Below are 24,553 nucleotides of genomic sequence, written 5' to 3'. Positions count from 1 at the left end.
GGATGGTGAGCCAGATGAGATTCAGACGTGCCGTAGGCGGCAGAATCAATATTTTTACCAAGATCATGATCGTCATCGTGCTCCTGCTTGTGCCGATCGTGATGATGTACAATTCTTCTAACAAAATAAGCACGGGCGTAGTGGAACGAGAGCTGCTTCAGGTTAACCTGAACCGGCTCCGTTTCTTTGTCGATCAAATGGACACGGAGGTAGACCGGCTGTGGAGAGCGGCTTTCGTCATCGCCAGAGAACCGGATGTCGTTCAGCTTCAGTTCCGATCCTCAAACGCGCAAACCTATTCAAGACTGGAAGCGAAAAAGCTGCTGCAGGAGAAGCTCGACATGCAGTCGACCACCTTAGCCTGGACCAACAAATTGACTGTTTTCTCACCGCCGTCCGGCGTAGCGGTATCGACCAATTGGATGGAAGAGTACAACGAAGCTTACTTTGAGAGTGCGGTTCAAGACTATTGGGATTATCGGCAAATTGTAACGGAACGGGGGCAAGAGATGGCGTTCGTGCGCCATTTGATTCTACCCTTCACCCCGCTGGGAAAGCCCGAAAATCCAAATTTATATGTAGAAGTAACCTTCTCCACGCAGAATCTGGTCAGCATGCTGGAGAGGTTCATGCAGGGCAGCGGCGGCAAGCCTTTCTTGTATCATCCGTCATTTGAAAGCATTCAGACGCATGACTCGGATAAACAGCTCGTCAAGGAAATGACTCGTCAATTCGCCATCCTTAATCAGAATACGCTGAATAAAGAAGGCTCCGTCAAGATTACGTTTCATGATGAGCCCTACCTGGTTAACTATGCTGCATCTGCCGCGTTAGGCTGGTACTTGGTTGATTTTGTGCCGATGAAGAAGGTGCTGCAGCCGATCGATCGGAGCAAACGTATCTTCTATGGGGCAGGATTGCTGCTTCTGGTGCTCGGCGTTGCTGCCGCAGCACTGCTGTATCGGAACGTACAGCGGCCGATATATGATCTCATTCGTGCGGTAAAGTCGCTTCGCCGCGGAGAATACGGGCATCGCATTGAACGTGAGCCGCAGAATGAATTTCATTATTTGATCGAACAGTTTAACTTGATGTCCGACGACATCAAAACGTTAATTGATAAGGTCTATATCGAGGAGCTCCGCGCGAAGGAATCCTCGCTCAAGCATTTGCAAGCGCAGATTAATCCGCATTTCTTATACAATAATTTTGCCTATATTCAAAGTATGGCGCAGCTGGATCGTACGAAAGCAATTGTCGCTTTCACGCAGCATCTAAGCCAATATTACCGCTATACGACGAAGACGGAGCAGCAGCTCACTTTCCTGGCGGAAGAGATGGATCTGCTTCGCAATTACTTGGAAATTCACCGGATGCAGTCGGAACGGCTTCGCTACGATGAACATATTGAAGAAGGCATGATGCAGCTGCTGCTGCCACGGCTGCTCCTGCAGCCGCTTGTGGAGAACGCGATCGTGCACGGCATGGGAGGAAGAAAAGGAGAGTGCCGGATTATCATCTCCGGCTATCGGACGGAGAATGGCTGCGAGCTTGCGGTAGAAGACAACGGAATCGGCATGAAACAGGAAGCACTGGAATCCCTGAGAAGTTCGCTGCAGCAATCCAGTGCGCTGCAAAGTCTCGGATTGTGGAATGTGCACCAGCGGTTAAGGCATTATTTTGGCCCATTATCGGGCTTACACCTAGATCACTCTACGTTAGGCGGACTGCGTGCACGGCTCATAATTATCAATGAGGGAGGCGATTCCCATATTTGAAATGCTGATTGTCGACGATATCCCTTCCCAGGTGGACAGCATTGCGGCAACAATACCGAAGGCGGAGCTTGGTATAGCGCGCATTCATAAAGCGTACTCGGGCGAAGAAGCGCTCGCGATCTTCCGGGAGCATCCGATTCAGCTTGTGATTACGGATATCCGTATGCCGGAGATGAGCGGCGTGGAATTAATCCAAGAGATCAGAAGGATGAACCAGAAGGCAAAATTGATCGTTCTGTCAGGTTATGCGGATTTCGAATATGCGCAAAGCATCGTGCCTTATAATACTTCGGGCTACCTCATGAAGCCGGTTAACCCGGAACAGCTTCGAGCGATGCTGGAGAAACTCGTAGACGAGATTGCGGATGAGTTGAAGGTGCATACTCAGCAGCAGCGCAGTGTATATGCCTACAGAGAAAACCTGCCTTCATTGCGCGGCGAGCTGCTTGGCAGACTGCTAAGTGATGGACGAGTACCGGATGCGGAGCTTCAAAGAAAGTTATCCCTGCTGGAGCTGCCGTTCTCCTCGCAGCAGGATACGGGGATGTTCATCGTACGATTGGAAGGACGCATGCAGGATTATAGAAGAATGGATCGCGCACTGATTGAATATGCGGTCATGAATATGGCGGAGGAAGTGTTTCATGATGCGTTCCATCTCTGGTTCTGCTTGGATCAGAATGAGTATCTCGTATGTGTCGCTTCGCCCATTGCCGGCAGAGACGGCTTATTCTCGGGAATGGACCGCTCGGCGCTGGATTGCCGAGCAGCCAAGCTGAAGAAGAAGGCGGAATCGCTGCTTAACAACAGCTTGTCCATCGCGCTTGCCGTGAATGGGACCGCCTTCCCGGAGGGACTGCCAAAGCAATACCGCATGATCGTGAACGGGATTCGGGCCATCGAGGAGGAACGTAGGCAGAGCGTGTTTCTGCGGGTGGCTGATCAACCGGAGCCGTTCGCAATCGGCAATATGACCTCATTATATAAGCCGCCGCTGCTGCTGCATTTGCTCGATACCGGAAACTGGGCCGGAGCGGACAAGAAGCTGAGCGAGATTTTTAATGAATTGAGAAGTGTACACTATCCGCCGGAGTATGCGAATGAAGCGTATTTTACGATTGCAGGAGCTTATCAATTTATGGCGCACAAGAAGGGGAAGCTGCTGAGTGAGCTTGGCAGCTCTACCTTTGGCCTCATGCCTGCCGCTCCTTCCCTAGCGCAGCTGGAGAGGTGGGCTTACGTAATCTTACGAGGTATTCAGGAGCTGTTTCGCGATCAAGCAGACAAGCAGAAGGTTAGCCTGATTGATAAGGTCCATCATTATGTGGAGCAGAACATGAATGGCTGTCTGTCGCTGCAGACGGTTGCGGCGCATATTGGCTTGCATCCGGCTTATCTGTCGCGAGCCTATCGGGCGGAGACCGGCATTAATCTAAGCGATTATATTCTGAAATATCGGATGGAGCTGGCCACCTACATGCTGCGCAGCAGCGATAAGAAAATCTACGAAATTGCGCAGACGCTCGGTTATCAGGCCGTTCCTCATTTTATCAAGCTGTTTAAGGCGCACTCCAATATGACACCGCAGGAATACCGGGAGCGGGCAGTACTGTCATCGGGGTAGCAGCCTATGGATCGGTTTCATAGGAAATTGCGCGCTTATAAAAGGATTTTGCCATGGCTTTCCCGAAGTTCTAGGAGCTAGGTTGTCGAATGGGTGGAGGGAAATGTGCATGACGATTGTCAAAGATTTACGAGATGGCGATGAATTTGTCGGTTTCTATCTCATTAAAGAGAGTGAAGTGAAGCAAACCAATACGACGCCTCCCAAGGATTTCATGAATGTGGTGCTTTCGGATGCCAGCGGTCATGTGGCCGGGAAGCTGTGGGATGTGAGCGCCTCGGATAAAGAAAACCTGGTTCCGCTGACGCTTGTGAAGGTGCAAGGTGTTGCGCAGCTCTACCGGGAGAAGCTGCAGGTGAAGATCGTTCGCATCCGCAGGACGACGGAAGCGGATGGCGTGCAGTTAACGGATTTCGTAAGATCGGCGCCGGTTCAGCCGGAGGTGCTGCTTGCAGGCATTCATAAGGCCAAAGACAGCATTACGGACAAGGAGATCCGCGAGGTTGTAGACTATTGCTTAAACAAAGTCGGCGATAAGCTGATTCACGCGCCTGCGGCAAAATCGCATCATCATGCTTATTACGCAGGCCTCGTGTACCATATCTCTCGCATGCTGGAGCTGGGTGAGTTCATCTGCAAGCAGCGGCCGTTCTTAAACGCGGATCTGCTGAAGGCCGGCATTATTCTGCATGATATTGCGAAGCCGGTGGAGATGGTTTCCGAGCTTGGCATTGTGTCGGACTATAGCAATTCGGGCAAACTGATCGGGCATATCTCGCAAGCTTCGCTGTGGGTAGCGGAAGCTGCCATGCGCCTTGGGATGGATCCCGATTCGGAGCGTATCATGGCGCTGCAGCATCTCGTGCTCTCCCATCATAATCTGGGCGAATGGGGAAGCCCGGTGCAGCCGCAGCTGGCCGAAGCGCTGGCCCTGCATCATATCGATTCGATCGATGCAAAGCTGCAAATGATCGAGGATGCTCTCGACACTACGGGCAGCCATGAGGCATGGACGCCGCAAATTCGCGGTTTGGAGAATAAAGCCTTCTACCGGCTTACCTTCTAACAGCTACTTCGGAAGGATGGCGGCAGCCGGTTCTTCTTGCTACAATAGAAATTATCACCATTGCCGGAGGATTGTTATGATTAGATTTGGCGTTATCGGAACCAATTGGATTACGGATCATTTTATCGAAGCAGCAAGAGTAGCGGAAGGGTTCAGCCTAACCGCAGTCTATTCCAGAACCGAGGAGCGGGCGGCAGCGTACGCAGCCAAGCATAACATCCCGTTTACATTCACGGACGCTGCCGAGATGGCAGCAAGCAGCGAGCTGGATGCCGTCTACATCGCATCGCCAACCTCACTCCATGCGGAGCTCGCGATTATGTTTATGAGCAAAGGGAAACATGTCCTGTGCGAGAAACCGGCAGCATCCAATACGCGCGAGCTGCAGCAGATGGTCGATGCGGCGAAACAGTATGACGTTGTGTTCATGGAAGCGATGAAGAGCACGCAAATGCCCGGTTTCGCGGCGATCATGGAGAATCTGCCGAAGCTGGGTAAGGTTCGTCGGTATTTCGCCAGCTACTGTCAGTACTCCTCGCGTTACGATGCCTATAAAGCGGGACAAGTATTGAATGCCTTCAAACCGGAATTCTCGAATGGGGCTTTGATGGATCTCGGTGTGTATTGCATCTATCCGCTAGTTGTTCTGTTCGGTCAACCGGATGAGATTCGGGCGAGCGGGTATTTGCTGGAATCAGGCGTGGACGGACAAGGAAGCCTAATTGCGAAGTATGCAGACATGGAAGCCTCCATCATGTATTCCAAAATCAGCAACTCCTCGCTGCTTGCGGAAATACAAGGTGAGGAAGCGACAATGACGATCGACAGCATTAATTTGCCGATCAACATACGCATCAGTTACCGAGACGGCCGGGTTGAAGATGTGTCTAAGCCGGTGGATCGCCCTACGATGAGCTATGAGGTGGAGTCCTTCATCGATTTGATTCAAAGCGGAGAACGGGAATCCAAGCTCAATTCGCATGCGAATTCCTTAGCCGTTATGCGCGTTCTCGATGAGGCGCGGCGTCAGCAGGGTTTGGTTTATCCGGCTGATCTGAAATAATTGAAGAAGCTGCAGGTGCATGAGTGCGATACTCACGCGACTGCAGCTTTTTTTGTGTGGCGAGGGCCATTATCTGGTTCGATCATCCACGCGTTTATAATGTGCAGGGGTGCTGCCGGCCACTTTCTTGAACATGCGGTAGAAATGCGGCAGGCTCTCGAAGCCGCACTGGGACGCAATTTCGGCAACCGTATAATCGGTATCGCCGAGCAGTTCCTTGGCATGCATAATTCGTTTGGCGATGATATATTCCGTTACGTTCAACCCGGTCATCTGCTTGAACATTCTGGAGAAGTAGGAAGGGCTGACGGCTGCACGCGCCGCCAGAGCGGACAAGCTTAAGCTCTCTACCAGATGAGCATCAATGTAGTTCAGCGCCGATTGCAGCCATCCCGGTCTTGATCCGCCAAGCTGCTGCTTAGGTTCACCGGGATTCATTTTGCGATTCGTATGGAGAAGCACGGTTTGCAGCAGCAGCAGCACCGCTTGACTATAGCCGGGTTGACGCAGCAGAAGCTCCTTGTTCATCTCGTCGATGATGGATTCAATCCGATTGCGTTCGGCAGGGAGCAGCTCAATGCGGTAATTTCGTCCTGTCTTGGCCATATCGAAACAGCGCAAGAAAGAGTACGCATCCTTGCCGATCGCGGTCGTTTGCACATATTGCCCGCTAAAGAACATGGCCGATGACGTGATCGGTTCATCCGAATGCGGGAGCGTACGATGAATCGTATTGCCGGGGATCAGATAGAGATCACCGGCCTGCATTTCATAGAAGGTATGATTGATAAAAAACGTGCCGGCGCCGCTGTGGACATAAATGATTTCATACCAGTCATGCAGATGGTCGGGCAGCTCTGATTGCAGGTTCTTCGTGCTGCGCAGAACGAGCTCGATCGGCAGCGAAGTGTCGGGATCAAAATGTTTGCGAAGCGGATTCAACGACTGGCCACCTCCAAGATGTACGTTTAGTTCAAAAAAAGGTATATTTTCAGTGAAATCGATTATTTATATTCTGTTTCTTTGTTTCTATAATAAGACTATATCGAAGCCGAAGAAGATTGTCTATCATTCTGTCAACCGGAAGGTGAAGCTAACGTGGAACACCGAATTGAAACAGGCGCTGACGCGTTGTACATGGACGAGCGCGATCATGTAGCAACAGCGCTTCGCGATATGAAAGCAGGAGAATCCATCCATTATCGCCATGCAGCGGGACTGCTAATGATATCGCTTGCAGAGGATATCCCTTTTGGCCATAAAGTGGCGATCTCGGACATTGCGTCCGGACAGGACGTTCGCAAATATGGAGAAGTGATCGGACGGGCCGTCAAGCCGATTACACTTGGCTGCCATGTGCATGTCCACAATATAGAAGGCATCCGCGGCCGTGGTGACCTGGGAACGAAGGAGGCAGCGCAATGAGTAAGACATTCATGGCGTACGAACGTCCGAACGGAGATATCGGAATTCGCAATCATCTGTTGATCATTCCGACCGTGATTTGTTCGAATCAGGTGTGCAGCCGCATTATGCAAATGGTACCGGGCAGCGTTGCGATTCCGCATCAGCACGGATGCAGCCAGATCGGCGCAGATAAAGAGCGTACGTTCGAGGTGCTTGCCGGCACGGGCAAAAATCCCAACGTTGGGGCAGTTATCATCATCAGCTTAGGCTGCGAGGTTGTAGACCCGATCGCCTTAGCTGAGGAAATCCGCAAAACGGGCAAACCTGTCGAAGTGTTCGATATTCAATCCGTCGGCGGATCGGTTAAGGCCATCTCCTACGGTACGGAATTGGCGAAACGCATGATGGCCGAGCTGGAGAAGGAAGAGAAAGTGCCGGTTCCACTTAGCAAGCTTAAAGTGGCCGTGAAATGCGGCGGCTCTGACGCGACTTCCGGTCTGGCATCCAATCCGGCGCTCGGCGCTGCAGCGGATTCGTTAATCGCAGAAGGCGGATCTATCGTTATCGGTGAAACGACAGAGATCATTGGCGCGGAGCATTTGCTGGCTGAGCGCTGCGTGACGGAAGAGCTGTCCGACCGACTCTACTATATCGTGAGCCGCTTCGATAAAGAGGTTGAACGGATGGGAGCCGACATGCGCGGCGGTAATCCGAGCCCGGGGAACATTGCCGGCGGATTGTCTACGATCGAGGAGAAATCGCTCGGCTGTATTAGCAAATGCGGCAAGGCGCCGATTAAAGGGATCATTGAATATGCGGAGTATATTCCCGAGAACGGGCTTTATTTTATGGATTCGCCGGGCAATGATATTGAATGCGTATCGGGTATGGCTGCCGGCGGCGTTCATATCGTATGTTTCACTACAGGCCGAGGCACGCCGACAGGCGCTGCAGTCGTACCGGTTATTAAAATTACCGGGAATAAGATGATGTTCCAGCGAATGGAAGATAATATGGATATAGACGTCAGCGATATGCTGGACGGAACAGCCAGCCTTGAACAAGCGGGCGAGCGGATCTGGCAGGAAATTGTTGAGGTTGCGGAAGGCAAATGGACGAAAGCGGAAGTGCTGGGCCATCAGGAGTTCAGTATTAACCGGATCGGACCAAGCTTGTAAAATCTAGCGGAGGTGCGTGAGGCGTGAGCGCGATGAAAGAGAATTGGCTGGATTTAGAGTATCGCCCGGCTCTGCCTGCCAATAAAGAAATGGGCATCGGCATTATCGGTGCAGGTGAAATTGTGGACGCCTGCCATCTGCCGGCCTATCAAATGGGCGGCCTTCGCGTTGTCGGCATCTATGACGTGAATCGGGAGCGAGCGGAGCAGCTTGCGGCAAAATTCGGCATTCCGAAGGTCTATAAGGAGCTCGATGAGCTGCTTGCAGACCCGGATGTGCGAATAGCGGATCTTGCCATCCCAGCGAAGATTCAGCCGGAGATCGCGGAGCGGGCAGCGGCGGCGGGCAAACATATTCTCTGCCAGAAACCATTGGCGGAATCCTACCCTGAGGCTGTGCGCATCCAACGGGCATGCGAGCGTTATGGGGTAAAAGGAGCCGTCAACCAGCAGATGCGGTGGTCGCCGAGCATCCGTGCGAGCCATACGATTATTCAGCGCGGCTGGCTGGGGGAGCTGCTGCAGGCTTCGATTCAAGTGAATGTGAAGCAGGATTTTGCCAACTGGGGCTGGTTGCGCGAAATGCCGACGTTGGAATTCATGTACCACAGCATTCACTACATGGATGCGATTCGGTTCCTGTTCGGCACACCGGAGTATGTGTACGCCGACGGAGCGCGCTTCCCGGGTCAACGCACGATCGGGGAGACGCGCACGCTGCTGCACATCAAGTTTGCGGGCGAAGCACGCGGCATTATTCATGATAATCATAACCATATCGCGGACGAAGACGATTGGTATGCGACTTATCGGTTCGAAGGCACGGAGGGCATCATCAAAGGTACGAACGGATCGTTATACAACTATCCGGTTGGCCGGGAAGATACACTCAGCTTCTTTACGAAAGCGATTCATGAGGATTATTGGTTTACGCCGAAGCTGCATGGCAAATGGTTCCCGCATGCTTTCATGGGGACGATGGGCGAGCTGATGCGCGCCGTGGAAGAAGAGCGCGAAGCGGAGAACAGCGTTGCGGATAATTTGAAGACGATGCAGATGGTATTCGGGGCCTATTTGTCCATGCAAGAGAACCGGCCTGTGACGCTTCAAGAGATTGCGGATAACGCATAAATACAGCAGAGCCTTGTCATGCGCAATTGCGCATGACAAGGCTCTTTTTGTCGTGGATACGATAGCTGTAGCAGCCGGCGACCATGGGCACTTGACTATGGAATAAATGCCGTACAGGCACGTATAGGCCGCCGCCCACATACACTGTAGAACAGTCTTCACTGCCCGTAATGGGAGAACGGCTTGTCGTTGTCCTCCTGTTAGAGGCGAAATTGTATGGAGGTGGCTTTTCGATGCCCGGATTGTTTGCGGCGATCGCATTGTTTATCAAACAGCTGTCGCTCCTTGTTTCTTACGTTAAGAACAACGCCTTTCCTCAGCCGCTGCATGAAGAAGATGAGCTTAAGCACCTTCAGCTCATGGCAGAGGGAAATCAAGTTTCGCGCAATCTGCTCATTGAGCATAACCTACGATTGGTTGCCCATATCGTCAACACGTTGTGTACTCAACCCGATGTCAATTCCTTACGGGAGGGATACTAATGCCTGGATTGTTTGCTGCTATTGCGCTGTTCATTAAACAGTTATCGCTGCTCGTTTCTTATGTGAAGAATAATGCTTTTCCGCAGCCCTTGCAGGAGGAGGAGGAAGCAAAGCATATCCAGTTGATGACGAACGGGGACCAAAAATCCCGTAACCTGCTGATTGAGCACAACTTGCGATTAGTCGCCCATGTCGTGAAGAAGTTCGACAACTCGAAGGAAGATACCGAGGATTTGATCTCCATCGGCACGATCGGGCTGATTAAAGCGATCGAATCCTATTCGCCGGATAAAGGAACGAAGCTGGCTACTTTCGCCGCGCGATGCATCGAGAATGAGATTCTCATGCATTTCCGCTCCAAGAAGAAATCCAGCAAAGATATCTCGCTCAATGATCCGATCGGGACAGACAAAGAAGGCAACGAAATCTCGTTAATCGATATTCTGGGCACCGAACAGGACGAAGTGCTTGAGAAGGTGCAGCTGAGCATCGAGAAATCAAAGATCTATCGAAATCTCGATATCCTGGATGCACGGGAACGGGAAGTCGTCGTCGCGCGGTTCGGCTTGGAAACCGGAGGCGAGGAACGCACGCAGCGGGAAATCGCGAAAGAGCTGGGCATATCCAGGTCCTATGTATCGCGTATCGAGAAGCGGGCCCTGATGAAGCTGTATCATGAGTTTTATAAGGTGAAGCGATGACGTTATCGCTTCAACCTTTCGTTCGGCTGTAGCAGTTTGATTTACAAAAGGCCCATAATATGGGCCTTTTGTGTTTCATAATTTAGTTACCGCGGGAGCCATTGGAGCCGCGAGTACCTTGGGAACCATTGGACCCGCGTGTTCCACGGGAACCATTGGAGCCGCGAGTACCTCGGGAACCATTGGAACCGCGAGTACCTTGGGAACCATTGGAGCCGCGAGTACCTTGGGAACCGTTGGAGCCGCGAGTACCTTGAGAACCATTAGAGCCGCGTGTTCCGCGGGAACCATTGGAGCCGCGAGTACCTTGGGAACCATTAGAGCCGCGTGTTCCGCGAGAGCCATTGGAGCCGCGAGTACCTTGGGAACCGTTGCTGCCTTTCGAATTTGCCATCTGCAATCAACCTCCTAACTTATGGAATACTTATATGGTATGTAGCCAATCTATCAAATGTTATCGTTGCATACCTATTTACTAGAGAATGGGCCAAGCCGGATGTTCATCTATCCTCTATTGAAAAGAACCCCTCCAGAGGAATGGAGAGGGCTCTTGACGACCGTAATGGGGCGAATATTTCGTTCTTACTTCTTGCGAAACAGCAATTCGATAAGCGCATCGATACGATTCCGTCTTTTGGAATTGTTTTTCGAACTTTCCGTTATTCCGAGGTACACCTTTTCTTGCCGGTTGTGTTTAGCTTGAATGGAATGTTCATGATATCTATGTTCGTCAGTGACAAAATCAACGGGGTGAAAGTCCCAGTTAGCCGCTAATTGCTGAAAAAACACGGCATCGGCCCAAGCCCAAATCGCAGGGTCGTCATTCCAAGCAGGAACGAGTTGGAAGCAGGATGTTCGATGCATGACGGAATTGTGGTCTATTTTCTCAATGGGTTCTCTTGTAATGCCTACAAGAGGTCTAATACCGCTTTTATGAATTTGATCATCTACGATGACGGCAAAACATTGCTTGCCATACACGATATGAATGTGCTCATTTGTTTCAAACGCCTCGACCATCCTCTCAAATCTCTCCGGATAAAAAATATCGTCATCCGTCAGGTACGTAACCAAATCTCCCGTTATGCGAGGGATAGCCATATTTATGCAAGTCGCATAGCGGGTCGTCTTTCGTCTGTCTTGTTGGCTGACTCCGGATTGGATGATTTGAATTCTGGCATCCGTGCTTGCAATAGCGTGGATCACATCTTGCGTTTCTTGCGTAGAATGATCATCCACGATCCACAACTCCCAATGCGGATACGACTGATCCAGTACGCTCGCAATAGCATCCCTAATCATTACGGGACGATTATAGCTGGTTAATATACAGCTGACTTTAAGCATAACGAAGCTCCTCCCGGTTTTATCGAAAAATCCAGCCGCACGATACATCCCTGCGTAAATCTTTCGTATGGGTCGCACGTTCGCGATACATCTCTTCCAACCTGCGTCTGTCTACATAATGCTGCCAGCCTAACCCATTATCTCTGTACTTCTGCGGGATTCTTGTTTGTATGAACAGCTTTCGTCTGATCATCTCTTCATTCCAAGGACTAAATTGAAAATGCAACGTATAGGCATTCTGCAAATAGATGTCATGATTGCCGGTATGAGTGGAACGATGCCTTCCGATTTCGTATGCGCCATCTGAATACTTATGGATGAATCGATCTCTATGGAATGTTTCCAATTGAATAATGCCATGGTGTCTTTGCTTGACAAGAGGCAAGTTCGCGTCCGGCTCCGGAGGATAGCCGTTATCCAGCGGATCCAGCATCGTAATCCCGGTCGTTCTGTACATGGATAGACCGCTGAGATTCAATTGGTTTACGAACGCAGCTTTATCGCGAACACATAAAAATTCAGTCGTATTCAAAACCATTTTCCAGCCTTGACATTCACGTTCAATTTCCATCACTTCTTGATCGCAGCCAACCAGATCGAAATCCTTATTTCGCGACTTGCGTATTTCCCACTTTGGAGCTAGCTTGCGAATAAGGTCATTGGAACGGTCCGTAGATCCATAGTCAATCATTACACCGTGATCAAACAACCTGTAGTGATGTTCGAGCCACCACCTCAGCATATAACTCTCGTTATAGTAATGACACAGAACGGTCAGCCCAGATGACATTCGTCCATCCCTCTTCTCTAGCGGCTCTTAAATCGGTTTATTTACATTACTCAATAGAATAGGAAACGGATTGGGTAAAGGACACCTGCAGCAAATTATCTTCACGTCAGATATGGAAAGTTCCGCATGTGTCCAAGCACTGAGAGGGGAATGGAATACTATGAAAATAAATCATTGGAAATCAATGGGAGTCTATGTTTTCCAAGATTTAATTTAGGATAGAAGAGAGTGATGAGATTGCCGATTAACAAACTAGCAACAATGGTGAGCAATTCCGGGACAACTTGGTACTCGACTGTAAGCAGAGTAGACGCGATTACCGGAGCGATTACAGGAGTCCCAACCGCAACAAGAAACACAGTAGAAAGCTTTTCCAGACAATACCCTTTTTGGCCCGAACTCATGTACTACCCTGCTGTAAGCGCAACAAACCCTGATTACGTTTGGAGTGTTTCACAGCCTCCGGATGCGCCGTCAAATGCCCCCGGAACGTTGTTTTTTGCCCAAGCATTCGAAATAGGAGGGTCGTTGTTACCCAACTTGGCCCTTAACCATCTCGCTACCGCCGAAGTTTTTTGCGATAACGCCGCTGCCCTATATATGGACGAGATCTTTGCGGTCAATGTATTAGGCGTTATATCACTTGTTTTCGTGAATAATGTGGTGAGCGGTACGATTAATGGCACATTGAGCGATGTCGGTCAAACGAATACAGCGCCGTTTCCTTGGCAAACCATTTCCAAATTCTCCGAAACGTATACGACTATACTTCCGACTACCATTCCACTTTTGACCGAATACTTCTTCGTAGTATCCTTCGAAGCGGTAAACTATTCACCCGATGGCGGTACGATCAATCCTGCAGGACTTCAATATATCGTTGAGCTTTATGACGATATCGGAATCGATAACGGCTAGCTCCGGGCCGAAGAAACGGCTGCCTAACGGCAGCCGTTTTTTCGTGCGTTTTCGGTGCGGGCATAAGCCAATTTTGAACGGGGAAGGTAATCGTCCATAAGCCATCCGAAGAGGATGCATATCATAGCAGCATGGCATTTATCTGAGGTTGAATTCCGAGAAGAAAGGAGTCACGCCATGAAAGGCATCATTTTAGCCGGCGGAACCGGTTCTCGGCTGAGGCCAATGACGAGTATTGTCAATAAACATTTATTGCCCGTCGGCAATTATCCAATGATCCACTATGCGCTCGACAAAATGGCCGAAGCCGGCATTCAAGATATTCTGCTGGTCATCGGCAAGCCTTCCGCCGGTCTTTACGTCGATTATATCGGGAGCGGGGCCTCCTGGAACGTTCAAGTCAGCTACAAAATTCAGGAGTGTGCCGGGGGCATCGCTCAAGCGCTGGGGTTGGCGGAATCATTCGTCAGACCTGGAGAAAAGCTGTTAGTCCTGCTAGGCGACAATCTGTTTGAGGATTCGCTGAAGAGCGTTGTGAAAGACTTCGAAACAAGCGAAATAGGCGCAGAGGTGTTCTTGAAAAAGGTGACAGATCCTCGAAGGTATGGCGTGCCCGATCTGCAGAACGGCCGGATTGCTCATATTCAGGAGAAACCGGAACAGCCTCCTTCCGACTATGCCGTCACAGGCATTTATCTGTACGAATCCGATGTTTTTGAAATCATCCGCGGCATGAGGCCTTCCGCCAGAGGCGAATTGGAGATCACGGATGTAAATAACGTTTACGCAGGCGAAGGTCGGCTGGGTTACAGACTTTTGTCCGGATGGTGGACCGACGCCGGAACGCAACTGTCGCTGCAGGAAGCCGGACTTCGGCTGTCAGGGAATAAGGAACCATGACGGATTAGCTTCCGCGAGGGGAGGAATAGGACGCATGAACATCATGATTACCGGTGCCGTTGGGCAGCTCGGAAGAGACCTGCTCCGTGTTCTCGGGCAAGGGTATACGTATTCGGCTTTTACCGGAAAGGAATTGGATATTTGTGACCTGAAAGCGGTGAAGAAGACAGTTGGCGAAGTGAAACCCGACGTTGTAATCCATGCGGCGGCCTACTCAAGGGCAGATCAGGCAGAGGAAGCTATTGAGCAGGCTTACCGGCTTCATGCGCTCGGAGTCAGCCATTTAGCCATTGCCGCAGAGGCAGCCGGTGCAAAGCTGGTGCATGTCAGTACGGATTATGTGTTCGACGGTACCAAGGGTGAGCCGCACGGCGAATTGGATCGGACCATTTCTCTTACCGTCTATGGCCAATCGAAGCTGCTGGGAGAGCAGTTCGTGCAAGCGGTTTGCCCCCGGCATTTCATCGTGCGTGCTTCTATGTTATCCAGCAATGATGGGACGAATTTCGTGACGAAAATCTTACCGCTCGCAGAGTGTATCGGTCGACTTATCACGACGGAACGGTACGGAACCTATCACGTTTCCAATTGTTCCAAAGCAGCATTGGAGGACATTTTTCGTACGGACCGGACTCATTCCGATCAGAGAGGAGGTATTGCGTTTGAGTGACAGGCCAACGGATTATTATTATTGGATGAAAGATTGGGCAGTCAGCTCCGGATATAACCTAGCGGATGTTTACTGCGAGGTTGCCGTGAACGGTCAATTTCCGGCCTTTGTGGCAACGATTCCCCGAGGCAGGGTATATGGGGATAGCGGAACCGTGATTTCCCCCACAAATGTGCTGATCTGGGAAGTCTCGTACGATTGGAGCAATGATCCTCACAAGCATACGATTTTTCTCAATCATCATTTACCGCCGATCGACTATGTGCCCGGCAGCATTGCGGTGCTCACGAAAATCGGCTCTTCGAACTATTATCACTGGATGTATGACGTACTGCCCCGTATCTATTTGCTTTCCTGCAGCAGGATTCCAGTAGACAAGTACATCGTGAGTCAAGATTTGCAGCCTTTTCAATCTGAAACGCTTGGAATGCTTGGTATCACGACGGATCGATTAATCTACAGCAATAAGCAATATCATATCGAAGCTGAACGGCTGATTGTGCCATCCATCGGTTTTGGTCAGAAATGGGTCTATCATTTCTTAAGGAGCGAATTTCTCGCGCAAGAGCCCAGGCCATCAAGAAGATTGTATATAAGTCGCGGGCACTCGCTCGGAAGAACATTGACGAATGAAGACGAGGTGATCCGAGTTTTACAATCGTATGGGTTTGAGGTCGTCTATCCGGAACACTTGCCGGTGAAAGAGCAGATTAAGCTGTTTTCGGAAGCCGGTTATGTCATTTCACCTACCGGAAGCGCGTTGACAAACCTGACCTTCTGCAGCCCGCAGACCAAGGTGCTTGAATTTTTCTCTCCGAATTTTATGGTCCATGATATTAAACGAATTTGCGAATACGGAGGGCTGCAGCACTTTGCATATACAGGTATCGGCTCAAGGCCTTCGAGTTATGAAGGAACTCCATGGTATTGGGCGGGTCTAGATAACATATACGTATCGATCTCCGATCTTAAGCACCTTTGCAAACAGATGGGCTTATAGAGAATCCGTATCGGAAAGGAAGAACAATCCATGAAAATACTCCTGGCCACCTTCTGGGGTCTGCCTCATGTTGGAGGAGTGGATCTCTATGTCCGGCAGTTGAAGCTGGGACTTGAACAACGCGGGCACAAGGTGGATATTTTGTGCCGGTTTCCCGATGGCAGCGGCTATTCAATCCTGAACAAACGTCGGCATTTACCGAGAAAATCGGTTTATTCTTTAGTGGAATCGAACGTAAAGACGTATTTCAAGGAGAGTCTGCCCGGCTTAGATCCGATCATCCGGGACGCGGAGACGGAACAGTATTGCTATGAGGTGGGGGCGGCTTATTTGGGTGTGGATTCTTATGACATCATCCATGCGCAGGATGTCATCTCCGCACGGGCATTGTCCCGAATAAAAAGGCCGCTATCCGCGCTGGTAACCACCATCCACGGGCACTTGGCAGGAGAATGGTTTCTTTCCCTGTTAAGACAGGGGGACCTGGAGAACCCGGAGCGCAGGGAGCGGCTATGGCAGTATGCTGTGATGCGCGAACAGATTGGATTGAACTGCGCGGATGCGGCTACATTGCCGACCCAGTGGATGAAAGAGATGTTGGTTGACGAATTTGCCGTTCCCGTTGATAAGCTGACTGTCGTCCCGAACGGCATCGATATTAAGGGATTTACGGACCAGCTGCATGGCGGAGCCGATATGCGTTCTTCTTCCGGGAAGAAGGTCATCATTTGTCCGGCGCGCTTCGATGAGATCAAAGGCCATAAGTATCTCATTCGAGCGCTCGCCAAATTAAGAAGGAATAGAGACGACTGGATTTGCTGGTTTGTTGGCAGCGGCGGGCTGGAATTCAAGTTGCGCGAGCTTGTGAAGCTGCATGGTATCGAGGCAGACGTCGTATTTATGGGGACGCGAAGAGATGTGCCGGCTCTACTTCGGCAATCCGACATTTTTGTCCTTCCGAGCTTGCAGGATAATCACCCGTACGCGGTCATGGAAGCGCAAGTTGCCGGAAAAGCAGTCATCGTATCCGATGCGGGAGGCATGCCCGAAATGGTCACTCACGGAGAAACGGGCCTGGTGTTTCCGGTAGGAAATGACGAACAGCTTTATCGGCATTTACATTTGCTCTTAAGCGATGAACAGCTTCGCAATCATATTGCTTCGCAGGCGAGCCATAGCGGAAACGAACGATGGTCGCTGGATGTCATGATGTCCAGGATGGATGCGGTTTACGAGACAGCGCTGAACCGGAAACGAGAAAGGATAGGCGGAATATGAAGGTGCGGTCACGAACGAGCACTTCTGTTAAACGTCCATCGACGATCAACAGGCTGACTAAGCCTGTCCCAAAAAGAACAACGGCAACCAAAATCCCGGGCAAAGATGCCGGACATCTGTATGCCGGGTTGTTTCATATGCCCAGAACCAAGAAGGATATTGACGTTGATCGGAGAGTATGGAAAAAAATTATAGCCTCGTTACCGATTGGTTATCAAATGCCTGATGCTGAAGCGTTGAAAAAACTACATGCGGCCAGCCGGCAACAGGAGGGGGGCACATGAGCGGAAAAACGGCTGCTGCGAGATCCGGCAGACATAAGCGCAGAAAGAAGTTCGCGGAAAAGAAGCGCTTGTCCGGCTCCAGCCTTCCAGGAAGAGAAGCCGGTGAAAGCCGCTTGAAGGTCATGCTGTTCTCGCATATTTGCGGCAAACGATTCATTACGGGTGCGGAAAAGTATTTGTCTTTGCTCGCAAAAGAGATCTCTCAATACACGGATTGCACCTTGGTCGTGCCTGAAGACGGAATCTTGAGGTGGGAAGCCGAGGCAAACGGGATCATAACCGTGATCGAACCGTTCACTATACTATGGTCGATCTACCGTCCCGATGGTAAGCTTGCGCCGACGGAAACCTCCGTCCTAGGCGATGGAAGCCTTGCCATGCTCATCCAATTGCTGCAGCATCGCAGACCCGACATCGTCATTGTGAACAGCTGCGTGAATGCGCTGCCTGCCATGGCGGCCCAATCGCTTGGCATACCGGTTGTTTGGATGATCATGGAAAAAATTCAAGAGCATGAGGCAGCCCCGCAGTCCGCACAATTGATTAATCGGTATGCTGACCTTATTGTAGGGGTTTCCAATCATTCGCTCGCCCTGTTTCGAGAAATCGCGCCGAATGAGAAGCTCATGCTGCTTCCGCCGTCCTCCACGGTTTGCGAATCGGGCTTGTTGCCGAGATTCCAAGCGAATGAGGAGGAAACGAAACGATTCCGATTCCCTGATTACAAGCATCTGATCGGTTTTATTTCGGCAGGCATGCAGCGGGAGAAGGGACTGGAGCATTTTCTGCACATGGCGCTAATGCTTTGCGCTGAGCGGCAGGATCTTTGTTTCCTTTGCATCGCAAGTCCCGCAGGCGATGCCGATTATGAGCGGTACTGCCTGTCTTTGGTCGAGCAGTCTGAATTCCGGGACCGCTTCCGGTTATTGGGCTTCCAGCCCGACCTGGCGTGTATGTACCGTCTGATGGATGTGGTTGTCGTTCCTAGCTTAATCGATGAAGGGTTCGGCATGATCGCTCTTGAGGCTTTGTTATTCGGGAAGAAGACGGTTGCCTATCGTTCCGGAGGGTTGGAGGAAGTATTAACGGCAGCAGGCCAAGAGAGCATGCTGGTTGATAAGGGAGATATCAGCAGCTTGGCCGGCAAGGTACAGGAAGGGCTAAGATCCCGGTCCGCGGAAGTGGATGTCTATCGGGTGGCGCGGTCCTTCGGTATAGAAGCCTATCGGGCCAGATTGGCCTCTTTTATAAGCAAGCTGGGTGTGTTGGCGGCAATGGCGGGTTTGCAGAAAGCTGCCGCATATCTAAGGCCTTTGAAGCCAGGCCGGTTATATCGGGGCAATCAAACCCCATCCGTGTATTTGCTGCAGCTGGGAGCGAAACGTCCTTTCTCTTCCCCGAAAACGTTCAGGCACTGCGGCTTCCGGCTGAGCGATGTAGTTGTTGTTTCGGAGCGCAGGCTATTTGCTTACCCCTTGGGGTTGGAAATTCGGCAAGACCGTTTTTCTTTGGGCCGAGTCATAATGAGGCGGCGTAGAAAGAAGCCAGGCAAACGGAGTCGCAAGGGTAAAACGGTACGAAGGTTCAATACGCGCAAAAAGCTGCGGAAATCTGTCTAACCAGGCACTTCCTCTAGGAGGGGCTTGGGAGGATGAAGAGGCAGAATGGACAAGCCTATGTAATAGAGACTGATCGGTTCCGAATCGTATACGACGATCACTACCGGAACCGATCAGGGAGGGTTACGAGAACTGTTTCATATGATGTACGACGTCACTATCAGGCGCCAGGTAGGAAGAGGGGAGCTCGGCAGCGATACGATCCCAAACGCGGCGTTCCACCTTTAAACGAATCGTTCGGTGGGGGTGAAGAAAGAAACGGTTGTATCTGTTCGCTGAGACGAGGGAAGCGAAGCGGGACTTCTTCCTCTGTTTCTTCCTCCCAATGCGCAAGGCACGCCGGTTTTTTTTAGGCGAGCTCTTACGTCGTCGAACCCGGGATGGCTTTCTCTTCACAATCCCGGTATTTACTTTTTTCCGCACGGCCATGATCATGACCTCCATCTCTTTTGGAGTGCTTTCTCGTAGATCGCCAAGATTCTCTCCGTCATCGTAGGAAGAGACCAATGCTGCAGGCCAAATGCCCTGGACTGTTCGCCAAGCCGGTTTCTAAGATCGTCCTGGCTGAGAACGGCGAACAGATTCCCGAATAAATCCTGATCGTTCCCTGCGGGAAAGATCAACCCGGTTTCCTCATGCGTCACCATTTCCGGAATGCCGCCCGCATTGGAAACAACCACCGCTTTCCCGGCAACATGGGCTTCCATAATGGAGAAAGGGTGATTATCCTGCAGGCTCGGAAGCACGACTACATCCGACTTCTTTAATAGAGCCGGAATGTCATCGCGTTTTCCCAGGAATACGACCTCGTTCTGAAGCCCGTAAGCTGCAGCCTGCTCTTTCATCCTTTCTTCCAATTGCCCATTTCCCGCCAGCCAGCAAACCCAATCATTTCTAACCTTTTTCAAACAAGTCAGAGCCCGAAGCAAATGAAAATGCCCTTTAACCGGATCGAAGCGGGCCGAGCATAAAATGATCTTCTTCCCGCGGGCGTCGGGCGTAACGGCCGGTTTGTTCATCTCATGCAAAAACTCCTCCACATCCATTCCGTTTGGGACCGTCGTCATCCGATTCTCCGGGATAAGAAAATCCCGAATCATGATGCCTTTCAGCCACTCCGTCGGCATGATGGTTTCATGGTTATGCATAATGCCGAAGTGCTCGATAAGCCCATAGTAGTACCAGAGCTGGGTTTTTCGAAAATCGTCGCTCGGCATGCCATCCGCTTGACGTCTTGCGAGACTTTCGGTCGAGAGGCACCCGTGGATGGTAGAAACCAATGCGGTATGGGGGTGGCGGATCCGAGCAAATGCCCGGGCGGAAATGACGTCTTGCGTATGAATAATGTCATAGGCGGCCGGCCGGAAATAAGCGGCTGCCGCTTCGAAGCAATATTTATCGATTTCCATATATTTCACATCTTGATCAAGCCCCGGGAGGTGGTTGGCGAAATACGTATCCGCTTTGGCTGAAATCATGGGCTGAATTTGGTTTTTATTCAGAACCCAGCCCTTATTAAGGATATAAAAGCCGGAGTCATCGGGCATTCTGCAGAAAATATCCACTTCATGCCCTCTCGCTTCCAATCCCCGCTTCAATTGCAATACATATTTTTCCAAACCGCCTACAGAAGGAAGCCCCCAATAGGTGGCAAGCAGAATGCGCATGGTAACCTTCCTTTCTGGTCTCAAGTTTTTACATGTGTATGTGTCTTCATCTCAATCCGAAAGGGACAAAAACCCGTTTTCACAAATATGCGGTCAGGGACAAATTCCTATTTTTCATAAAGTAAGGCAGCTATCTAGCGCTTTGCCGGATCGACGTGCGTACGATGATGGCAGGAGCATTCTACCTGGGAGGGACTCATACATGCAGCCTAATGAACGCTTTAAGATCGCTATCATCGGGCTCGGCTACGTTGGGCTGCCGCTGGCCAGACTTTTTTTGGAGAAAGGCCACATCGTCTTTGGCGTTGATACAGACCCAAGCAAAATCAAGCAGCTTCGGAAGATGCAGCCCTACTTATCCGATCTGACCCGCATGGAACTGAAAGCGATGTTTGCGGGCGGAAAGTTTCAAGTTGGCGTGTCGTACGAAACGGTTGCCGAAGCTGACTGCGTGATTCTCTGCGTGCCGACGCCGACCAATGAAGAGGCAAAGCCTGACTTGTCCTATGTGTTGCAAGCCATGAGACAGGCGGTTCCTTATTTGCGTCCGGGACATTTACTGGTTCTGGAAAGCTCTACCTATCCGGGGACGACGGAGGAAGAACTGAAGCCGTTTATCGAAAAGCGCGGATTTCGGGTCGGCTTAGACGTATTCCTGGCTTATTCGCCTGAGCGAATCGATCCCGGCCATAAAGGATCGGCTTTACAATCGATTCCCAAAGTGGTCGGAGGCGTTACCCCCGCCTGCACGCAATACGCGGAACGTATCTACGGGAAGGTCTTTGACGAAGTGGTCACCGTCTCCAACGCAAGAACGGCGGAGATGACGAAACTCGTTGAGAACTGTCAGCGTTTCGTGAATATCTCGTTTATGAACGAGTTGGTTAAGTTATGCGAAGCCATGGAAATTAACATCTGGGAGGTGATAAAAGCAGCCCGCACAAAACCTTACGGATTTATGTCCTATTACCCCGGTCCAGGCGTAGGCGGACACTGCATCCCCGTTGATCCGATGTATTTGCTTTGGAAAGCAAAGCAATTCAACATCCCGCTGCCTTTCATCGAGTTAAGCCATCAAGTGAACGAAGAAATGCCCGGCTATATCATGGCGCGGATGGTCAAGAGCCTCTCCCCGCTTCCGCTGGACCGGTGCAGCATTATGGCGATTGGCGTAACGTACAAGAAAGACGTCAACGACCTGCGTGAATCCATGGCCCTGAAAGTGATGGAGCTGCTAATGAAGCAGGGGGCTCAGGTGAGTTTCTACGATCCTTATATTGCCGAACTTCATGTAGCGGGAACAACGCTGGTACGAACCCCGCTTACGACCAGAAACGTGAAGAAGAAAGACTGTTTGCTGATTCTTACAGACCATTCTTCGATTCTTTACGACGAGCTCGCCAAGCATGCCAAGCTGATTGTGGATACGCGAAATGCGACGGAAGGCGTGAAGGACAAATCGAGAATAGTCTTGCTCTGAAGAGAGAGTCGGGAGGTGATCTGCATTCATGAACATTCTTGTAACCGGTGGTGCCGGGTTCATCGGATCCCATTTGGTGCGGTCTCTGCTGCAGCAGGGGCACAGAGTCATTACGCTGGATGATTTGTCAGCGGGCCGGAAGTCGTTTCTGCATGATGTTCTTACTCACGAGAATCATACGTTCATTCAAGGATCCGTTTTGAATCGCCCCGTAATCAAGAAATGCTTGGATCAAGTGGAAGCGGTGTTTCATTTGGCGGCCATTCTTGGCGTGAAAAATACGGTGGAAGATCCAATAAAGGTTATCGAAGGCAATATAGACGGTACGAGGCATGTCTTAGAGTTAGCCTTTCGGAGAGGGGTCAAGGTTATCTTTGCTTCAACGTCGGAAATCTACGGCAAGAATACGAAGCTGCCGTTCTCGGAAACATCGGATCGGGTATATGGAGCGACGTCGATCCATAGGTGGTGCTATGCTGCGGCGAAATCCATTGACGAGCACTTATGCTTTGCTTTTGCCGATAAAGGGCTGCCGGTTACCGTTCTTCGTTACTTCAACGCCTATGGTCCAAACCAGACGAATTCGCTGTATGGAATGGTCATCCCTCGATTCATTCATGCTGCGCTAAGAGGGGAGCCGCTGCACGTTTATGGAGACGGGTCTCAATCCCGCTGCTTTACCTACGTGGACGATATGGTGAGAGGAACCGTAAGCGCACTTGGCCGGCAGGCGGACGGACTCGCTTTCAACATCGGATCGGATCGGCCGACCACGATACTTCAATTAGCCCGAACGATCATCCAAATGACAGGCTCGGAATCGCCGATCCAATTCAAAACCTATGACGAGGCCTTTGGGAAAGGGTACGAAGACATGCCGGCACGAATCCCGGATTTAACGCTAGCTGCCGACGTCCTCGGTTTTTCTCCGGGCGTCTCCTTGGAGGAGGGACTCAAACGCACGATTCGTTGGTTCCGAGAGGAGGTTAACCTGCAGCCATGACGGATGTTCCGCTCATCAGTGTCGTCATTCCATGCTACAACTATGGACAGTTTCTGGGGGAAACGATTGATTCCGTATTGAATTCGACGTTCCAGGACGTCGAGATCATCGTGGTCGACGACGGTTCGACCGATCCGGAAACGGTAGACCTGTTGTCCTCCTTAAAGAAGCCGAAAACCCGTTTAATTAAGCAGGCGAATCAGGGGGTGGCTGCAGCCAGAAACAGCGGGATCGTTGCAGCGAAAGGCAAATATATGCTTCCTCTGGATTCCGACGATTTGATTCACCCGACATTTTTGGAGAAGGCATTGTGGATTATGGAACTCTTTCCTAAGGTCGGCTTTGTATCCCCTTGGGTCAAAGCTTTCGGTACGGAGGATTGGGTGCATGATGCCCCTCAATACAACTTCCATACCCAGCTGTTTCGCAATATCACGTGCGGAACTTCCCTATTTCGAAAGGAAGCCTGCATGCAGGCGGGCGGTTATAAATCCGGGTTTGTCGTCATGGGTTACGAGGACTGGGATTTCTGGATTTCGCTCGGCGAAAAAGGTTGGTACGGGTATCAAATTTTCGAAAGGCTCTTCTTGTACCGAAGACACGGACGGTCCATGGTCCATGAAGCGATCGATCATCATGATCAACTGGTCGAACAAATTAAAGCCCGTCATCCGATGCTGTATCAAGAGGATTATCTAAAGGCACTGAAACGAAAGTGGGAGCGTTCGCCGCTGCTGGATATGAGCCCAAGCATTCTGAATGGAAGTGCCTGGCATCATTATTCGACCAAACCGATGTCAAGGCTGCCGAAGTGGCTGCTGCTGATGCCTCAGACGCGTAGAGACCGCTTATCCACGCAATGCTTGAATTTTATTGATGGGCTGCATGCGAACTATTACTCGGTTACTATGGTGGCTACAGAATTTATTACGGATTCGGATATCGATGAATTCAGCTGGCTGACCTCCGATGTTTTTCATCTGTCGCTGTACGTTCCAAAGATTGAATTGAAGCTTGATATCATGGAGCGTTTGATCTCGAAGCTTATCGTTACCCGCGGGATTGATCGGATATTTCTGCTCGGCTCCCGTCAAGGCCATTACTTAAAACCTTATATTATGAATGGGTTCCCGCATATTCCCTATGAAATCATCGAATAAGGGGAGGT

Annotated in this window: 22 protein-coding genes and 1 pseudogene; 18 read left to right on the top strand and 5 right to left on the bottom strand. The window is 50.7% G+C overall.

Annotated elements, in window-relative coordinates:
• Nucleotides 1-14 precede the first annotated feature (14 nt).
• From BM412_RS16360 to BM412_RS16345, 4 genes are all read left to right on the top strand, one after another.
• Complete coding sequence (locus BM412_RS16360; RefSeq protein ID WP_177245862.1) at nt 15-1,778, top strand: histidine kinase; 1,764 nt, start codon at nt 15-17, stop codon at nt 1,776-1,778.
• Nucleotide 1,779: 1 nt separating this feature from the next.
• Nucleotides 1,780-3,402: a response regulator gene (locus BM412_RS16355; protein ID WP_177245861.1), complete on the top strand. Its 1,623-nt coding sequence runs from the start codon at nt 1,780-1,782 to the stop codon at nt 3,400-3,402.
• A 109-nt stretch (nt 3,403-3,511) separates the two neighbouring features.
• Complete coding sequence (locus BM412_RS16350) at nt 3,512-4,468, top strand: 3'-5' exoribonuclease YhaM family protein (protein ID WP_091219988.1); 957 nt, start codon at nt 3,512-3,514, stop codon at nt 4,466-4,468.
• Nucleotides 4,469-4,544: 76 nt separating this feature from the next.
• Nucleotides 4,545-5,531, top strand: coding sequence for a Gfo/Idh/MocA family protein (locus BM412_RS16345; RefSeq protein ID WP_091219986.1), 987 nt, complete (start codon nt 4,545-4,547; stop codon nt 5,529-5,531).
• 69 nt (nt 5,532-5,600) lie between these two features.
• On the opposite strand, the gene BM412_RS16340 is transcribed toward BM412_RS16345, so the two are convergent.
• Nucleotides 5,601-6,473 carry an AraC family transcriptional regulator gene (locus tag BM412_RS16340; RefSeq protein ID WP_091219983.1) on the bottom strand — a complete coding sequence of 291 codons (873 nt, stop codon included), beginning with the start codon at nt 6,471-6,473 and terminating at the stop codon, nt 5,601-5,603.
• Nucleotides 6,474-6,629: 156 nt separating this feature from the next.
• On the opposite strand from BM412_RS16340, the gene BM412_RS16335 reads away from it, so the two are divergent.
• The 5 genes and pseudogenes from BM412_RS16335 to sigK all read left to right on the top strand — a co-directional run bounded on the left by BM412_RS16335 (nt 6,630) and on the right by sigK (nt 10,429).
• On the top strand, nt 6,630-6,956 hold the full coding sequence (locus tag BM412_RS16335; RefSeq protein WP_218163147.1) for a UxaA family hydrolase: 327 nt from the start codon (nt 6,630-6,632) through the stop codon (nt 6,954-6,956).
• The gene (locus BM412_RS16330) at nt 6,953-8,116 is read left to right on the top strand and encodes a UxaA family hydrolase (protein ID WP_091219981.1); all 1,164 of its coding nucleotides are present in this window, start codon (nt 6,953-6,955) and stop codon (nt 8,114-8,116) included. The genes BM412_RS16335 and BM412_RS16330 overlap by 4 nt, the downstream gene beginning before the upstream one ends.
• A gap of 32 nt (nt 8,117-8,148) precedes the next feature.
• Nucleotides 8,149-9,246 (top strand): Gfo/Idh/MocA family protein, encoded by a 1,098-nt coding sequence (locus BM412_RS16325; protein ID WP_091220579.1) that lies wholly within the window; start codon nt 8,149-8,151, stop codon nt 9,244-9,246.
• Between the two features lie 233 nt (nt 9,247-9,479).
• Nucleotides 9,480-9,674: pseudogene (locus tag BM412_RS16320) on the top strand (RNA polymerase subunit sigma-70); the annotation flags it as partial.
• 53 nt (nt 9,675-9,727) lie between these two features.
• Complete coding sequence (gene sigK, locus BM412_RS16315; RefSeq protein WP_091219978.1) at nt 9,728-10,429, top strand: RNA polymerase sporulation sigma factor SigK; 702 nt, start codon at nt 9,728-9,730, stop codon at nt 10,427-10,429.
• A gap of 82 nt (nt 10,430-10,511) precedes the next feature.
• On the opposite strand, the gene BM412_RS16310 is transcribed toward sigK, so the two are convergent.
• The 3 genes from BM412_RS16310 to BM412_RS16300 all read right to left on the bottom strand — a co-directional run bounded on the left by BM412_RS16310 (nt 10,512) and on the right by BM412_RS16300 (nt 12,566).
• Complete coding sequence (locus BM412_RS16310; RefSeq protein WP_091219976.1) at nt 10,512-10,823, bottom strand: collagen-like protein; 312 nt, start codon at nt 10,821-10,823, stop codon at nt 10,512-10,514.
• 188 nt (nt 10,824-11,011) lie between these two features.
• Nucleotides 11,012-11,776, bottom strand: coding sequence for a glycosyltransferase family 2 protein (locus tag BM412_RS16305; protein WP_177245860.1), 765 nt, complete (start codon nt 11,774-11,776; stop codon nt 11,012-11,014).
• A gap of 19 nt (nt 11,777-11,795) precedes the next feature.
• A complete protein-coding gene (locus tag BM412_RS16300; RefSeq protein WP_091219971.1) occupies nt 11,796-12,566 on the bottom strand; it encodes a glycosyltransferase family 2 protein in 771 nt (256 codons plus the stop codon).
• Between the two features lie 528 nt (nt 12,567-13,094).
• Between BM412_RS16300 and BM412_RS16290 the strand changes: the two genes are divergently transcribed.
• The 6 genes from BM412_RS16290 to BM412_RS16260 all read left to right on the top strand — a co-directional run bounded on the left by BM412_RS16290 (nt 13,095) and on the right by BM412_RS16260 (nt 19,235).
• Nucleotides 13,095-13,484 (top strand): hypothetical protein, encoded by a 390-nt coding sequence (locus tag BM412_RS16290; protein ID WP_143111639.1) that lies wholly within the window; start codon nt 13,095-13,097, stop codon nt 13,482-13,484.
• 177 nt (nt 13,485-13,661) lie between these two features.
• Nucleotides 13,662-14,384, top strand: coding sequence for a sugar phosphate nucleotidyltransferase (locus BM412_RS16285; RefSeq protein WP_091219964.1), 723 nt, complete (start codon nt 13,662-13,664; stop codon nt 14,382-14,384).
• Between the two features lie 34 nt (nt 14,385-14,418).
• The gene (locus tag BM412_RS16280) at nt 14,419-15,054 is read left to right on the top strand and encodes an SDR family oxidoreductase (RefSeq protein ID WP_091219962.1); all 636 of its coding nucleotides are present in this window, start codon (nt 14,419-14,421) and stop codon (nt 15,052-15,054) included.
• On the top strand, nt 15,047-16,054 hold the full coding sequence (locus BM412_RS16275) for a glycosyltransferase family 61 protein (RefSeq protein WP_091219959.1): 1,008 nt from the start codon (nt 15,047-15,049) through the stop codon (nt 16,052-16,054). Before BM412_RS16280 ends, BM412_RS16275 begins: the two co-directional genes overlap by 8 nt.
• A 30-nt stretch (nt 16,055-16,084) precedes the next feature.
• Nucleotides 16,085-17,332 (top strand): glycosyltransferase family 4 protein, encoded by a 1,248-nt coding sequence (locus tag BM412_RS16270; protein WP_091219957.1) that lies wholly within the window; start codon nt 16,085-16,087, stop codon nt 17,330-17,332.
• Nucleotides 17,333-17,612: 280 nt separating this feature from the next.
• Nucleotides 17,613-19,235: a glycosyltransferase gene (locus BM412_RS16260; protein ID WP_091219951.1), complete on the top strand. Its 1,623-nt coding sequence runs from the start codon at nt 17,613-17,615 to the stop codon at nt 19,233-19,235.
• 431 nt (nt 19,236-19,666) lie between these two features.
• Here BM412_RS16260 and BM412_RS16250 read toward each other — a convergent pair whose 3' ends face one another.
• Nucleotides 19,667-20,902 carry a glycosyltransferase family 4 protein gene (locus BM412_RS16250; protein WP_091219945.1) on the bottom strand — a complete coding sequence of 412 codons (1,236 nt, stop codon included), beginning with the start codon at nt 20,900-20,902 and terminating at the stop codon, nt 19,667-19,669.
• A 202-nt stretch (nt 20,903-21,104) separates the two neighbouring features.
• Between BM412_RS16250 and BM412_RS16245 the strand changes: the two genes are divergently transcribed.
• From BM412_RS16245 to BM412_RS16235, 3 genes are read left to right on the top strand one after another with little or no spacing between them, the layout of a single operon-like run.
• Nucleotides 21,105-22,382 carry a nucleotide sugar dehydrogenase gene (locus tag BM412_RS16245; protein WP_091219943.1) on the top strand — a complete coding sequence of 426 codons (1,278 nt, stop codon included), beginning with the start codon at nt 21,105-21,107 and terminating at the stop codon, nt 22,380-22,382.
• A 28-nt stretch (nt 22,383-22,410) separates the two neighbouring features.
• Entirely contained in the window at nt 22,411-23,385 is a 975-nt protein-coding gene (locus BM412_RS16240; protein ID WP_091219940.1) for an NAD-dependent epimerase/dehydratase family protein, read from the top strand.
• A complete protein-coding gene (locus BM412_RS16235; RefSeq protein ID WP_091219938.1) occupies nt 23,382-24,545 on the top strand; it encodes a glycosyltransferase family 2 protein in 1,164 nt (387 codons plus the stop codon). Before BM412_RS16240 ends, BM412_RS16235 begins: the two co-directional genes overlap by 4 nt.
• Nucleotides 24,546-24,553: the final 8 nt, after the last annotated feature.

The sequence above is a fragment of the Paenibacillus sp. BC26 genome (assembly GCF_900116125.1).
GTDB classification, from domain to species: Bacteria; Bacillota; Bacilli; order Paenibacillales; family Paenibacillaceae; genus Paenibacillus_Z; species Paenibacillus_Z lignilyticus.
This window is presented reverse-complemented; position numbering and strand designations above follow the sequence as displayed.

Bases quoted from the DNA above. Each gene is read 5' to 3' on its own strand.
- BM412_RS16360 (WP_177245862.1), top strand. From the start codon at position 15: ATGAGATTCAGACGTGCCGTAGGCGGCAGAATCAATATTTTTACCAAG.
- BM412_RS16355 (WP_177245861.1), top strand. From the start codon at position 1,780: ATGCTGATTGTCGACGATATCCCTTCCCAGGTGGACAGCATTGCGGCA.
- BM412_RS16350 (WP_091219988.1), top strand. From the start codon at position 3,512: ATGACGATTGTCAAAGATTTACGAGATGGCGATGAATTTGTCGGTTTC.
- BM412_RS16345 (WP_091219986.1), top strand. From the start codon at position 4,545: ATGATTAGATTTGGCGTTATCGGAACCAATTGGATTACGGATCATTTT.
- BM412_RS16330 (WP_091219981.1), top strand. From the start codon at position 6,953: ATGAGTAAGACATTCATGGCGTACGAACGTCCGAACGGAGATATCGGA.
- BM412_RS16325 (WP_091220579.1), top strand. From the start codon at position 8,149: ATGAAAGAGAATTGGCTGGATTTAGAGTATCGCCCGGCTCTGCCTGCC.
- sigK (WP_091219978.1), top strand. From the start codon at position 9,728: ATGCCTGGATTGTTTGCTGCTATTGCGCTGTTCATTAAACAGTTATCG.
- BM412_RS16310 (WP_091219976.1), bottom strand. From the start codon at position 10,823: ATGGCAAATTCGAAAGGCAGCAACGGTTCCCAAGGTACTCGCGGCTCC.
- BM412_RS16305 (WP_177245860.1), bottom strand. From the start codon at position 11,776: ATGCTTAAAGTCAGCTGTATATTAACCAGCTATAATCGTCCCGTAATG.
- BM412_RS16300 (WP_091219971.1), bottom strand. From the start codon at position 12,566: ATGTCATCTGGGCTGACCGTTCTGTGTCATTACTATAACGAGAGTTAT.
- BM412_RS16285 (WP_091219964.1), top strand. From the start codon at position 13,662: ATGAAAGGCATCATTTTAGCCGGCGGAACCGGTTCTCGGCTGAGGCCA.
- BM412_RS16280 (WP_091219962.1), top strand. From the start codon at position 14,419: ATGAACATCATGATTACCGGTGCCGTTGGGCAGCTCGGAAGAGACCTG.
- BM412_RS16270 (WP_091219957.1), top strand. From the start codon at position 16,085: ATGAAAATACTCCTGGCCACCTTCTGGGGTCTGCCTCATGTTGGAGGA.
- BM412_RS16260 (WP_091219951.1), top strand. From the start codon at position 17,613: ATGAGCGGAAAAACGGCTGCTGCGAGATCCGGCAGACATAAGCGCAGA.
- BM412_RS16250 (WP_091219945.1), bottom strand. From the start codon at position 20,902: ATGCGCATTCTGCTTGCCACCTATTGGGGGCTTCCTTCTGTAGGCGGT.
- BM412_RS16245 (WP_091219943.1), top strand. From the start codon at position 21,105: ATGCAGCCTAATGAACGCTTTAAGATCGCTATCATCGGGCTCGGCTAC.
- BM412_RS16240 (WP_091219940.1), top strand. From the start codon at position 22,411: ATGAACATTCTTGTAACCGGTGGTGCCGGGTTCATCGGATCCCATTTG.
- BM412_RS16235 (WP_091219938.1), top strand. From the start codon at position 23,382: ATGACGGATGTTCCGCTCATCAGTGTCGTCATTCCATGCTACAACTAT.